At 40.3% G+C, this 12,816-nt stretch carries 10 protein-coding genes; all 10 read left to right on the top strand.

Translation table 11 applies throughout. The features are described from left to right. The first annotated feature begins 19 nt into the window (after nucleotides 1–19). Complete coding sequence (locus tag ACXZ1K_RS01675) at nucleotides 20–3,112, top strand: TAT-variant-translocated molybdopterin oxidoreductase (protein ID WP_458971646.1); 3,093 nt, start codon at nucleotides 20–22, stop codon at nucleotides 3,110–3,112. A gap of 24 nt (nucleotides 3,113–3,136) precedes the next feature. After that, nucleotides 3,137–4,609: an NrfD/PsrC family molybdoenzyme membrane anchor subunit gene (gene nrfD / locus ACXZ1K_RS01670; RefSeq protein WP_458971645.1), complete on the top strand. Its 1,473-nt coding sequence runs from the start codon at nucleotides 3,137–3,139 to the stop codon at nucleotides 4,607–4,609. Between the two features lie 2 nt (nucleotides 4,610–4,611). Beyond that, the gene (locus tag ACXZ1K_RS01665) at nucleotides 4,612–5,148 is read left to right on the top strand and encodes a DUF3341 domain-containing protein (protein WP_458971644.1); all 537 of its coding nucleotides are present in this window, start codon (nucleotides 4,612–4,614) and stop codon (nucleotides 5,146–5,148) included. Further along, nucleotides 5,141–5,731: a c-type cytochrome gene (locus tag ACXZ1K_RS01660; protein ID WP_458971643.1), complete on the top strand. Its 591-nt coding sequence runs from the start codon at nucleotides 5,141–5,143 to the stop codon at nucleotides 5,729–5,731. The genes ACXZ1K_RS01665 and ACXZ1K_RS01660 overlap by 8 nt, the downstream gene beginning before the upstream one ends. Nucleotides 5,732–5,745: 14 nt before the next feature. Beyond that, a complete protein-coding gene (locus ACXZ1K_RS01655; RefSeq protein ID WP_458971642.1) occupies nucleotides 5,746–6,960 on the top strand; it encodes a quinol:cytochrome C oxidoreductase in 1,215 nt (404 codons plus the stop codon). Nucleotides 6,961–7,026: 66 nt separating this feature from the next. Further along, nucleotides 7,027–8,262 carry a cytochrome c oxidase subunit II gene (locus ACXZ1K_RS01650; RefSeq protein WP_458971641.1) on the top strand — a complete coding sequence of 412 codons (1,236 nt, stop codon included), beginning with the start codon at nucleotides 7,027–7,029 and terminating at the stop codon, nucleotides 8,260–8,262. Nucleotides 8,263–8,282: 20 nt separating this feature from the next. Continuing rightward, on the top strand, nucleotides 8,283–10,172 hold the full coding sequence (locus tag ACXZ1K_RS01645) for a cytochrome c oxidase subunit I (RefSeq protein WP_458971640.1): 1,890 nt from the start codon (nucleotides 8,283–8,285) through the stop codon (nucleotides 10,170–10,172). Nucleotides 10,173–10,250: 78 nt separating this feature from the next. Continuing rightward, nucleotides 10,251–11,318 carry a COX15/CtaA family protein gene (locus tag ACXZ1K_RS01640; RefSeq protein WP_458971639.1) on the top strand — a complete coding sequence of 356 codons (1,068 nt, stop codon included), beginning with the start codon at nucleotides 10,251–10,253 and terminating at the stop codon, nucleotides 11,316–11,318. Nucleotides 11,319–11,326: 8 nt separating this feature from the next. Next, nucleotides 11,327–12,205 carry a heme o synthase gene (cyoE, locus tag ACXZ1K_RS01635; RefSeq protein WP_458971638.1) on the top strand — a complete coding sequence of 293 codons (879 nt, stop codon included), beginning with the start codon at nucleotides 11,327–11,329 and terminating at the stop codon, nucleotides 12,203–12,205. 2 nt (nucleotides 12,206–12,207) lie between these two features. Next, nucleotides 12,208–12,786 carry a cytochrome c oxidase subunit 3 gene (locus tag ACXZ1K_RS01630; RefSeq protein WP_458971637.1) on the top strand — a complete coding sequence of 193 codons (579 nt, stop codon included), beginning with the start codon at nucleotides 12,208–12,210 and terminating at the stop codon, nucleotides 12,784–12,786. Nucleotides 12,787–12,816 lie beyond the last annotated feature (30 nt).

Raw genomic sequence — 12,816 nt, 5'->3', positions numbered from 1 at the left:
AAACAGTAATATAGCTTAAATGGAAAGCAATAAAAGATACTGGAAAGGCCTGGAAGAGTACAAAAATACTCCCGATTTTGTTGAGAATAACAAGAACGAATTCGCTGAGCCACTTCCAATAGAAGATGTTTTAAATGAAGCAGGGTTAAGTACAGTTACTCCGCGCCGCGACTTTTTGAAAGCTTTAGGCTTTGGTTTAGGTGCAGTGACACTGGCGGCTTGTCAAACTGCCCCTGTTCATAAATCTATTCCTTACTTGATCAAGCCTGAGGAAGTAGTTCCGGGAATTCCTAACTACTATGTGTCAAGCTTTAACGGTCAGAGTGTACTGGTTAAGACCAGAGAGGGAAGACCAATCAAAATTGAGCCAAATCCTAATGCCGGAACTTTTTACCGTGGCACTGATGCCCAGGCACAGGCTTCTGTTTTAGACCTGTATGATGTATCAAAACTTAAAAGTCCTTTATTAAAGGATTCTGCAGGAGCATTATCTGACAGCAACTGGGCTGCAATAGATCAGTTTGTTAAAGCCGAGCTTACTAAAGCCCAGGCATCCGGTAAAAAAATCAGAATCGTTTCATCATCTGTAAGTAGTCCATCTACAACTGCAGTTATTGCTGACTTTACTGCTGCTTTTCCTGCAACCAAGCATGTACAATACGATGCGATATCTTACACTGGGATTATCAAAGCAAATGAAAATAGCTTCGGTAAATCAGTTGTACCTAAATATAATTTCGACAAAGCTGATTTAGTAGTGAGCTTTGGTGCGGACTTTTTAGGTACCTGGATTAGCGGTGAAGAATTTACTGCACAATATGTATCTAACCGTGATTACAAATCTTTGAAAAGCGGTAAGATGTCTCGTCACTTCCAGTTTGAAGCTGGTATGAGTTTGACAGGTACAAACGCTGATACGCGTGTACCAATCAAATTGTCTGAAGAAGGCCCTGCTTTGATTACCTTATACAATGCCATTACGGGCGCTGGCTTAGCTGGCGGCTCTTTAGGTGCTAATGCAACGGCTGATAAAGCTTTAAAATTGGTTGCCAAAGAGCTTTTGCAGAATAAAGGAAAAGCGTTAGTGGTTAGTGGATCAAACGATGTATCTACCCAAATCCTTGTAAATGCCATCAACTCCGCTATAGGAAGTTACGGTACTACAATAGATCTTGATAATCCTAACAAGCGTTATTCTGGTAATGATGCTGAGTTTGCAGAGTTGATCAATGAGATGAACAGAGGCGAAGTTGCCGCAATTCTTTTCCTTGACACTAACCCTGGTTATGATGTTTCCAACACGAAAGCATTTACTGATGGTCTTGCTAAAGTTGGATTGAAGATCTCATTCTCTGACAGGAAAGACGAAACATCTACTTTATGTGACGTTGTTGCAATCAATCACAACTACTTAGAATCCTGGGGTGATGCAAGCGCTTACGAAGGAAATTATTCCATTGTACAGCCGACAATCAATCCAGTATTCAATTCACGTCAGGCAGAAGAAAGCCTGTTAACCTGGTCTAACGGTCCGGTTAAGGAATACTACCAGTACGTACGTAACAACTGGGAAGCCAAAATACTACCTGTATTAGGAAAGACCTGGGTGGACGTTTTGCAGACTGGTGTTTTTGCTGGTACGCCTAAAGCAGCTGGTACTTATACATTTGGCTTATCACTAGCCGCGGTTATTCCTTCGATCATTAACAACAGTAAGGCCTTAGCTAAAGAAGGCCAGGTTGAGCTTCAGGTATACGAAAGTATACCGATGCGCGATGGTAAACACGCAAACAACGCATTCCTTCAGGAGCTTCCTGATCCGGTATCTAAAGTTACCTGGGATAATTACATCGCACTTTCTCCCAAGTTTGCGGATAAATTGGGATATAAAGAATTTGATATCGTTTCAGTAAAGGATGATAAGGGCTATTCCATCGACTTACCTGTGTTGATACAACCAGGACAAGCGCAAGGCACTGCATCTATCGCACTTGGCTACGGACGTACTAAAGTTGGAAAAGCAGGAGATAATGTTGGTAAAAATGCTTTCCCGTTTGTGAGCTTTACCAATGGTACAGTAAAATATGCAACTACAGTTAGCCTAACGGCAACAGGTGGCAGAGAAGAATTGGCGCAAACACAAACGCATCATTCATTTGAAGGCAGAAACATCATTCGCGAAGCTACTTTTACTGAATACAAAAAGAATCCAGCTGCTGGATCAGGTAATGATCACGCTAAACACAAATCATATGATCTGTGGGATAAATATGAGAAACCAGGTAACAACTGGGTAATGGCAATCGATTTGAATGCTTGTACAGGTTGTGGCTCTTGTATTGTTGCTTGTAATGTGGAAAACAATATTCCAGTTGTAGGTAAGGATGAAGTTCGCAGACGTAGAGAGATGCACTGGATCCGGATCGACCGTTATTATAGCTATAACGTGGAGGGCGAAGGTCATGCAGAAGCTGAGCACGGAGAACACAGTACTGGCATCAATGCAGTAACAAAAGAAAAAGAGATTGCTCATTTAGATAATTTGGATAATGTTTCCGTTGTGCATCAACCAATGCTTTGTCAGCATTGCGATCATGCCCCTTGTGAAACAGTTTGTCCAGTATTGGCAACTGTACACTCGTCAGACGGATTAAACCACATGGCATATAACCGTTGTGTGGGTACACGTTACTGTGCAAATAACTGTCCGTACAAAGTACGTCGTTTTAACTGGTTCAACTACTGGAATGATTCCCGTTTTGATAACTACCTGAACAACGAATTTACGCAGCTGGTACTTAACCCTGATGTAACAACGCGTTCCAGAGGTGTTATGGAAAAATGCTCTATGTGTATCCAGCGTATACAGGGTGGTAAACTGAAAGCCAAGATTGAAAAACGCCCGTTAAAGGACGGCGATATTCAAATGGCTTGCCAGCAAGCTTGCTCTGCCAACGCGATCATCTTTGGTGATGGTAATGATCCTAACTCGGAAGTTTCAAAAGCATTGCGTAGTGAGCGTATCTACTACGTACTGGAAGAGATAAACGTACAACCGGGTATAGGTTATATGACAAAAATTAGGAATTCAGATACAACAGTACAAGCGTAAGCTGATAATAAAGAAATATAGATTATGTCAGGACATAAGGAATCAATATTAAGAGAACCATTAATCACCGGTAATGATATCACGTATGCTAAGATTACGAATGATATTTTATTGCCAGTTGAGAATAAGCCTAATAAGGCGTGGTGGATAGGATTTATACTTGCACTTTGCGGTGCTACACTTTGGGTGGTTGCGGTAAGCTATACCTTCTGGTTTGGTATAGGATCCTGGGGTCTGAACAAAACAGTTGGATGGGCTTGGGACATCACCGGTTTCGTTTGGTGGGTTGGTATCGGTCACGCAGGGACGCTGATTTCTGCAGTATTGTTACTTTTCCGTCAGAACTGGAGGAACTCAATTAACCGTTCGGCAGAGGCAATGACAATCTTCGCCGTTATTTGCGCTGCAACATATGTAGTATCCCACATGGGTCGTCCATGGTTGGCTTACTGGGTATTACCACTACCAAATCAGTTTGGATCACTTTGGGTAAACTTTAACTCGCCATTGGTTTGGGATATGTTTGCGATCTCTACCTACTTCTCGGTATCGTTGTTGTTCTGGTATACAGGTTTATTGCCTGATATCGCTACTATCCGCGACCGTGCTACCGGTATGAGACGTAAAATTTATTCTATCTTCTCTTTCGGATGGTCTGGTAACGTTAAAACCTGGCAACGTTTTGAGGCAGTGTCTCTAATCCTTGCAGGTATCTCTACTCCACTTGTACTTTCTGTACATACGATTGTATCCATGGACTTTGCAACCTCGGTAATTCCAGGATGGCATACTACGATCTTCCCTCCATACTTTGTGGCTGGTGCGATCTTCTCAGGATTTGCGATGGTGTTAACGCTATTATTAGTTGCACGTAAAGTATTAGGTCTTGAAAACTACATCACCATGTTCCATATAGAATCGATGAATAAGATCATCATTTTAACAGGATCAATTGTTGGTGTGGCCTATTTAACTGAATTCTTCATTGCCTGGTATTCAGGTTCAGAATATGAACAATATGCATTTATCAACAGATCAACCGGTCCTTACTGGTGGGCATATTGGATGATGATGACTTGTAACGTGATCTCTCCGCAATTGCTTTGGTTTAAAAAGATCCGTACCAACATCCCCGCAACATGGATTTTGTCAATTGTAGTAAATATCGGTATGTGGTTCGAGCGTTTTGTAATTATAGTTACCTCGTTACACCGTGATTACCTTCCTTCAAGTTGGGCAATGTTCTATCCAACATGGGTTGACGTGAGCGTATTTGTTGGATCAATTGGCGTATTCTTTACCTTATTCCTATTGTTTTTAAGGGTGTTGCCTTCTATCGCAATAGCTGAGGTGAAACTATTGCTTAAGAGTGCAAGTGAGCAGGCTAAATTAGAGCAGATTAAAGAAGGTCATCTAGATAAAGAACAAGTAGCAGAATACATTGAGTCTTTAGATAAGTTTGATAGTGTTAAACAAGAACAATACGCAAAAATATAACAATGAGTAATATCAAATATATTTTAGGCAGTTTTGGTGATCCTGACGAAATGATGCACGGCATCGAGAAGTTACAGGAAAATAACATTGCGATTCATGATGTTTATACACCAATGCCTATTCACGGCATCGAAGCTAAATTAGGAGTTAAGAGATCCAGGTTAGATATACTCGCATTCTTTTGCGGTATTACCGGAACAGCGTCAGCATTTGCGCTGATCTATCTGACATCAGTAGTGGATTGGAGAAATAACATTGGTGGTAAGCCTGCATTGGCACTTCCGGATTTTATTCCAATTATGTTTGAGTTAACCATCTTGTTCACAGCATTCAGCTTGGTTGGTGCATATTATGCATCTACACATTTGTTCCCTGGAAGAGCTCCAAGGGTAATGGACCTTAGAGCAACTGATGATAGGTTTATTATAGCTATCGATGCACAGCAAAATGCCGAGCACACATTAATTGATGGTTTATTAAAAGATGCAGGTGCTTTGGAAGTGAAGTACAATGAAAGGAAGTATGTTAGCTATGAATAAGAATAAAGTAGTTTTAGCCTCATTTTGTATACTTGCTGGTGCTGTAATGTTTTCAGCATGCAGGGATAAACAGAGTACAGGTTTAGAATATGCAAGGAATATGTATGATCCGATTGCTTATAATCCGGATCAGGCAAATAAAAACTTCGCAAACGGACAAACTGCACAAACTCCACCGGCACATACCTCACCGGTAGGATTTGTTGAAGAGGATACTTATCCAAACAATAAAGAAGGTTACGAAGCGGCAGGTGTAAGCCTGGTTAACAGCTTGCCTGTAACTGAAAAGAACTTGATGGAAGGACAACATTTGTTTAAAGTGATGTGTGGTCCATGTCATGGAGAAAAGGGAGACGGACAAGGCCACTTGGTTAAAATTGAAAAGTTTTCTGGTGTTCCTTCCTTCATCGATCCCGAGAAAATGTCTTCAAGAGGAGGCAGAATGGTTGACTTAACTGCTGGTAAGATCTATCATACCATTAAGTACGGCTTGAACATGATGGGTTCTTATGCATCACAGTTGAGCCCTCAGGAAAGATGGAAAGTGGTTATGTATGTACAACAATTACAAAAAGGAAAATAGTAAAGAAGAAATAAATGGGAACTCATAATTATAATTTAACTGAGCAGTTTGAGTTTACAGGTAAAGCAAAAACTTTAAGCCTTGTAGGTATCGTTATCGGTATCTTGGCTATAGGTTACGGCTTTTCTGCAGAGGCGCTTCATGAGCGTACTTTTGCAAACCTGTTGCTGATGGCTTACTATTTCGCTTGCGTTTGCATGTCTGGCGCATTCTTTCTAGCGGTACAATTTGTAGCACAAGCTGGCTGGTCGGCTTCTATACTTCGCGTGCCACAAGCTATGGCAAAAGTACTTCCAATTGCGGTAGTCATTTTGCTTGCTGTAATCGGAGCAGGTTTATATACACACAACTTATATCACCACTGGAATGCTCCTGGCTTAACTGTTAAAGGCGATCCGAATTACGATAGCCTGATTGATGGAAAGTCTGCTTTCCTTAATGTGCCATTCTTTATGGCTAGGCAGGTAATCTTTCTAGGTGTATATAGCTTTTTTGCTTTGTTACTGACTAAACTATCTAACAATGAGGATTTAGAAGGGGGGTTGACATCCTACACGAAGAGCTTTAAGTACTCATGTATCTTCCTAGTAATATACGGATTTACTACACCAATATTCGCTTTTGATACCGTGATGTCTCTTGAGGCACACTGGTTCTCAACAATGTTCGGCTGGTACAACTTTGCAGCAATGTGGGTAAGTAGTTTAGCTACAATTGCCATCATCATCATCCTGTTGAGAAAGGCGGGTTACATGAGCTGGGTAAACAACAGCCATCTGCATAACTTAGGACAATTCATATTTGGGTTCTCTATTTTCTGGACCTATGTATGGTTTGCTCAATTCATGTTGATCTATTATGCAAACATGCCGGAAGAAACAGTTTACTTCTACAAGAGATGGGAGAATTACGAATTCTGGTGGTATCTAAATCTGGTACTGAACTTCCTGTCACCGGTGTTGCTATTGATGGACAGAGATAACAAAAGGCAAGAAAATGTACTCTTGACAGTTTCAATTGTAGTTCTTTGCGGACACTGGGTTGATTACTATCAGATGATTATGCCTGGTACTGTAGAAGAGCACAACGGTTTTGGTATTATCGAGATTGGCACTGCATTAGGTTTTGTAGGATTGTTTACCTTTACGGTCTTAAGTGCTTTGAGCAAGAAGCCACTTATTGCGAAGAACCATCCATTTTTACAAGAAAGTTTAAATCACCATTTGTAATTGGTGATCAGGTTACATAAATAAATAATAGTATAGTAGAAGTACAGTGTTACTACTTTTAAGGAAATGAGTTTAAGAAAATTTATAAGTAATAAAACAATAGCGGCACTAGCGGTCATCGTATCTGCATTTGCAAATACAGCTGCTTTTGCACAGGAAGCTGCTGCAGCTACCGCTGAGAAACCTGTAGACATGGGGCCGGTTTATAAATCGGCAATTTTTTACGTGCTGGCATTTCTTACGCTTTGCTTGTTTATAGCAATTGTAGGAAAAGCCCTCAAGGTGTATGAATTGACCCGTGAAGCACAGGACAAACCAAAAGGCATCAATTGGAATGCGATCAACGGAACTTTGTTCGCGATCTTCCTTGTTGTTGGTCTGTATGGTGTGTATTGGGAATACACGGTTCAGGGCAGCATGATCCTTCCTGAGGCAGCTTCTGAGCATGGTAAGAAGATTGATAGCATGTTTAACATCACCTTGATCATTACTACTATTGTTTTCATTGCTACACACATTGTATTATTTGGTTTTGCTTATTTCTACAAAAACACTGGAAAGAGGAAAGCGTATTACTATCCGCACAACAATGCATTGGAGCGTATCTGGACGATCATCCCGGCTCTGGTACTAACTGTATTGGTGTTAATGGGTTTCCTTACCTGGAGATCGATCTTCTATAAAATTGAGGATCCAAAAAACAAGCCGTTAAGTGTTGAGATTACTTCATCTCAATTTGCTTGGGCGATCCGTTATCCAGGAGCTGATGGTGTGGTAGGTGTTAAAAATTATAAACTGATCAACGGAACTAACGCATTAGGTGTTGATTTGAATGACAGACACTCGTTGGATGATCAAATTGTTGATGAGCTGGTGATTCCAATTAATAAGCCAGTTCGTTTGATACTGACGAGTAAAGATGTATTACATAGTTTTTACATGCCTCATTTCAGGGTTCAGTTGAATACAGTGCCGGGTATGACATCTTATTTTGAGTTTACGCCTACGATTACTACGGCTGACATGAAAATTAAGACTAATGATCCTAAGTTCGAATATTTGTTCCTATGCGCTAAGATTTGCGGAGCAGGACACTATAATATGCAAAGAAAAGTTAGGGTTGTTTCTCAGGAAGAGTATGATGCCTGGATTAAGGAACAAGCTCCTTATGTAACTGATGATTTAAGAAAGCTATTTAATATGCCCGTAGCAGCGCCTGCACCTGCAGCAGCAGCTCCGGCTGATACAGTAGCAAATGCAACTGTGGCAGTTTCAAATAACCAACTAGCTTTAAAAAAATAACAATACTGGAATAGCACATTATGTCAACTATATCATTACACGATACACATAACCACGATAGCCATGATGATCATGGACATCACAAAGAGACTTTTTTAACGAAGTACATCTTTAGCCAGGATCACAAAATGATCGCTAAGCAGTTTTTGATAACCGGTATTATCATGGCTGTTATCGCAATGGGATTATCTATCCTATTCCGTATCCAGCTGGCCTGGCCTGATAAAAACTTTCCTATTCTTGAGACTTTTCTTGGAGAATGGGCAGCTGGAGGAAGGATAAAGCCGGACTTTTACCTAGCGCTGGTAACCATACATGGTACCATCATGGTATTCTTCGTACTGACCGCTGGATTAAGTGGTACCTTTAGTAATTTACTGATCCCACTTCAATTGGGTGCTAGAGATATGGCTTCGCCGTTTCTTAATATGCTTTCTTACTGGTTCTTCTTCTCGGCATGTGTGATCATGATGAGTTCATTCTTTATTCAAACTGGTCCTGCCAGTGCGGGATGGACAATTTATCCACCACTATCCGCTTTACCTACTGCCATTAAAGGTTCAGGTATGGGTATGACGCTTTGGTTGATCAGTATGGTGCTTTTCGTTGCTTCCTCTCTAATGGGTGGTATCAACTACGTAAGTACTGTGCTTAACATGCGGACAAAGGGTATGGACCTTTGGAAAATGCCATTGACCATCTGGGCGTTCTTTCTTACCGCCATATTGGGTATTTTATCTTTCCCTGTATTGGTGGCTGGTGTTGTCCTGCTGGTATTTGACCGTAGTTTCGGTACAAGTTTCTACTTGAGTGATATTGTAATGGGAACTCAGGTACTACCTAACGAGGGCGGTTCGCCAATTTTATGGCAACACTTATTCTGGTTCCTTGGTCACCCTGAGGTATATATTGTGATCATGCCCGCTTTGGGTATCTCGTCAGAGATTATTTCTGTAAATTCAAGAAAGCCAATCTTTGGTTACCATGCGATGATCTACTCATTGATAGGTATTACCATCTTGTCTTTCATTGTTTGGGGTCACCATATGTTTATTACGGGTATGAATCCTTTACTGGGCGGGGTATTTATGATCACAACGCTGATCATAGCGGTGCCATCTGCAGTAAAGACTTTCAACTATCTGGCAACTTTATGGAGAGGTAACATCAAGTTTACTCCGGCAATGTTATTTGCTATCGGTTTGGTTTCATTCTTTATTTCAGGTGGTTTAACGGGTATATTTTTAGGAAATGCGGCGCTAGACATCAACTTACATGATACCTATTTCGTTGTCGCCCACTTTCACTTAGTAATGGGGTCTGCTGCGATTTTTGGTATGCTTGCGGGTGTTTATCACTGGTATCCAAAAATGTTCGGTAGAATGATGAGCAACAAATTAGGTTACCTTCATTTCTGGTTAACTTTTATTTCAGCTTATCTTGTATTTTTCCCACTCCACTTTTTAGGTTTGGATGGTGTACCTCGTCGTTATTATGCCTTTACAGAATTTGAGTTCATGCAAAAATGGCTTACTGTAAACGTATTTGTAACTTGGGCTGCTATTTTGGGCGCGCTTGCACAAGTTGCTTTCTTGTGGAATTTCTTCTACTCTATCTTTAAAGGTAAGAGGGCTCCGCAAAATCCTTGGCAAGCAAATACGTTAGAATGGACTGCACCTGTTGAGCATTTACATGGAAACTGGCCTGGAGAGATTCCAACTGTGTACCGTTGGCCATATGATTATAGCAAACCTGGAGCTGAGGAAGATTTCATTCCTCAAACCATTCCATTTTCGCAGACGATGAGTTCTAATATGCCGCATGATTTTGAAGGAAACGGGGAATCTGAGCGTATACAGCGTGAGTGGGAAGAGCAGGAAGCTGCTGCTAAAAATGCAAAACTAGACTAGTCACATAGCTTATCAAAAAAGGGTATCTGCAGTAGGTAAATACTTACAACAGATACCCTTTTTTTAATATAAAAACACATGGTTCCTAAATCTGAAAAGAGATTTATCAGGCTAAACCTTACTACAATAATTGTTACCTTATTGCTGATCCTGGCTGGTGGAATTGTACGTAGCACAGGTTCTGGTATGGGTTGTCCCGACTGGCCAAAGTGTTTTGATCAATATGTTCCACCAACTTCAGTGTCGCAACTACCTTCAAATTATAAAGAGAAATATGTTGCTGAGCGGGTTGTTAAAAATGAGCGCTTTGCAAAAACACTGGAAAGGATGGGTAAGGTAGATCTGGCGGATAGCATCAGACATGATCAATCTATATTGATTCCTGAGATTTTCAATGTTGCAAAAACATGGACCGAATATTTGAATAGATTAATGGGAGCTATCACCGGCTTTTTGTTATTGTTATTGACTGCTTTTTCATTCAGTTACAGAAAGCGTGCTAAGCGGATAATTATACTCAGTATCTTAAACCTCATTGTAGTAGGATTTCAGGGTTGGCTCGGGTCTATCGTTGTATCAACTAATCTGATGTCGTGGATTGTAACCGTTCATATGTTACTTGCCCTGGTTATTTTAGCAATACTCATTTATACTTATAATTATACCAGACAGCTTGATCGCAATCCAACAGTAGTGATGTCGAAAGTGATTTGGCTAAAGTTGCTGTTATTTTTTGCAATAGTAATTAGCATCGTTCAGATCGTTTTGGGTACAGAAGTTAGAGAAGCTGTAGATGTGGTATCTAAAATGTTAGGTTACAACGACAGAGGCAGTTGGTTAAAGCGGATCGGCGATGTGCTGTCTTATCATAGAGACATGGCTCTGGTGGTGTTAGTCTTAAATGTTTTAGTATATAGACTTGTTAAGGAAAGATTTAATGGTAAAGCTGATGCACTGATGGTAGGTAATTCTATAGGAGTTGTTCTCTTAATTCAGATTGGGACTGGACTAATATTGTCTAACTTTGCACTGCCACCGTATGCGCAAGCATTACATATATTGTTTTCAACAGTGTTGTTTAGTCTCCAGTATTATTTGTATCTCCTGGTTTACAAGACAACGACATATCAACAAAGCATTAATTAAGAAAAAGATTGAAACAGTTTTTAGCAGATTTTTCAAAACTAATTAAATTCAGATTAACCTTTCTGGTGGTTTTTTCTGCATCTGTTACTTTCCTGATCGGGTCTAAAGTTGAAGTGAATGGAGTTGTGCCTGGAATTAACTGGACAAATTGGCTTATCCTTGTAGCCGGAGGGTTCTTGGTAACATCTGCCGCTAACTGTTTCAATGAAGTTATTGAGGTAGACTTAGATAAATTAATGACCCGTACGAAAGACAGGCCGATGCCTGCGGGACATATGACTACAGGACAGGGATTGGTTTCAGGGCTTGTTATGGGAATGCTAGGTACTTGGTTGTTGGGTAAATTGAACATCGAAACCGGGTTATTATCTGTCTTCTCTATCTTTCTTTATGCTTTTGCGTATACCCCGTTAAAAAGGAAATCGCCTATTGCGGTATTTGTCGGAGCAATTCCAGGAGCATTGCCTCCGCTTATTGGTTATGTTGCTGCACATGGCAAAATAGATAAAATTGCTTTAATATTATTCCTGATCCAATTTGTTTGGCAGTTTCCGCATTTCTGGTCTATTGCCTGGGTGTTGGATGATGATTACAAAAAGGCTGGGTTCAGGCTACTGCCCACGACCAAAAGAGATAAGCTAAGTGCTTTCATTACATTCTTAAGCACCTTAATGCTTATTCCGGTTAGCTTATTGCCTACCTTTTATGGCTTTGGAGGCTATTACATCTCAATCGTATCTGTAGTTGGAGGCCTGGCTTTTTCATGTCTGGCATTTAAGATGTGGATGAGTCTGGATTTGGCAAGTGCCAGGAAAGTAATGTTTTGCTCTTTCTTTTATTTACCTGTGGTGCAGTTGGTACTATTTTTTGATTTTATAAGTAAATAATTATGGTTCAATCAATTAAACAAGAAGAATTAGGTATACAATTTAAAGCCAAGAAGTTTATTATCTGGCTGTTTGTGGTTTCATCTACCATTATGTTTGGTGGCTGGACAAGTTATTACATTGTTTTTTCCGCTTCAAAAGGAAAGGGGCACGGGATTGTCCTGCCCGAGCTTTTCATTTACAGTACAGCTGTTTTGCTGGCAAGCAGTGCTTTTCTTTTTTTAGCTTCTAAAGCATTCAAGAAAGGGAACTATTCTTCCCAAAAGCTGTTCTTATCCATAACCATCCTTTTAGGAATTGCGTTTGGGGTACTTCAGGTAGATGCCTGGGGAAGCATGGTTAGAACAGGCGCATTTTTTAGCAACAACAACGCGGCAATTTCATTAATCTATGTTGTTTCCGGATTTCACATTTTACACATTTTTGCAGGGATCTGCTTGGTGTTTAGTGCACTAATGGGTGCCTATAATGAGATACCGATGCAGAGGCGCATTTATCGCATGGAAATCGCCGCAATTTTTTGGCATTTTATAGATATATTATGGATATATCTGTATGTTTTTTTACTTTTGAACAGTTAGATTTTTCAACAAATTATTACTATTTACAAA

The sequence above is a fragment of the Pedobacter jaeyakensis genome (genome assembly GCF_054461315.1).
The sequence above is the reverse complement of the archived record's forward strand: the minus strand, read 5'-3'. Positions and strand labels throughout refer to the sequence as shown.

What these genes read in the sequence shown, in the direction of transcription:
- ACXZ1K_RS01675 (WP_458971646.1), top strand. Translation starts at nt 20, where the DNA reads ATGGAAAGCAATAAAAGATACTGGAAAGGCCTGGAAGAGTACAAAAAT.
- nrfD (WP_458971645.1), top strand. Translation starts at nt 3,137, where the DNA reads ATGTCAGGACATAAGGAATCAATATTAAGAGAACCATTAATCACCGGT.
- ACXZ1K_RS01665 (WP_458971644.1), top strand. Translation starts at nt 4,612, where the DNA reads ATGAGTAATATCAAATATATTTTAGGCAGTTTTGGTGATCCTGACGAA.
- ACXZ1K_RS01660 (WP_458971643.1), top strand. Translation starts at nt 5,141, where the DNA reads ATGAATAAGAATAAAGTAGTTTTAGCCTCATTTTGTATACTTGCTGGT.
- ACXZ1K_RS01655 (WP_458971642.1), top strand. Translation starts at nt 5,746, where the DNA reads ATGGGAACTCATAATTATAATTTAACTGAGCAGTTTGAGTTTACAGGT.
- ACXZ1K_RS01650 (WP_458971641.1), top strand. Translation starts at nt 7,027, where the DNA reads ATGAGTTTAAGAAAATTTATAAGTAATAAAACAATAGCGGCACTAGCG.
- ACXZ1K_RS01645 (WP_458971640.1), top strand. Translation starts at nt 8,283, where the DNA reads ATGTCAACTATATCATTACACGATACACATAACCACGATAGCCATGAT.
- ACXZ1K_RS01640 (WP_458971639.1), top strand. Translation starts at nt 10,251, where the DNA reads ATGGTTCCTAAATCTGAAAAGAGATTTATCAGGCTAAACCTTACTACA.
- ACXZ1K_RS01630 (WP_458971637.1), top strand. Translation starts at nt 12,208, where the DNA reads ATGGTTCAATCAATTAAACAAGAAGAATTAGGTATACAATTTAAAGCC.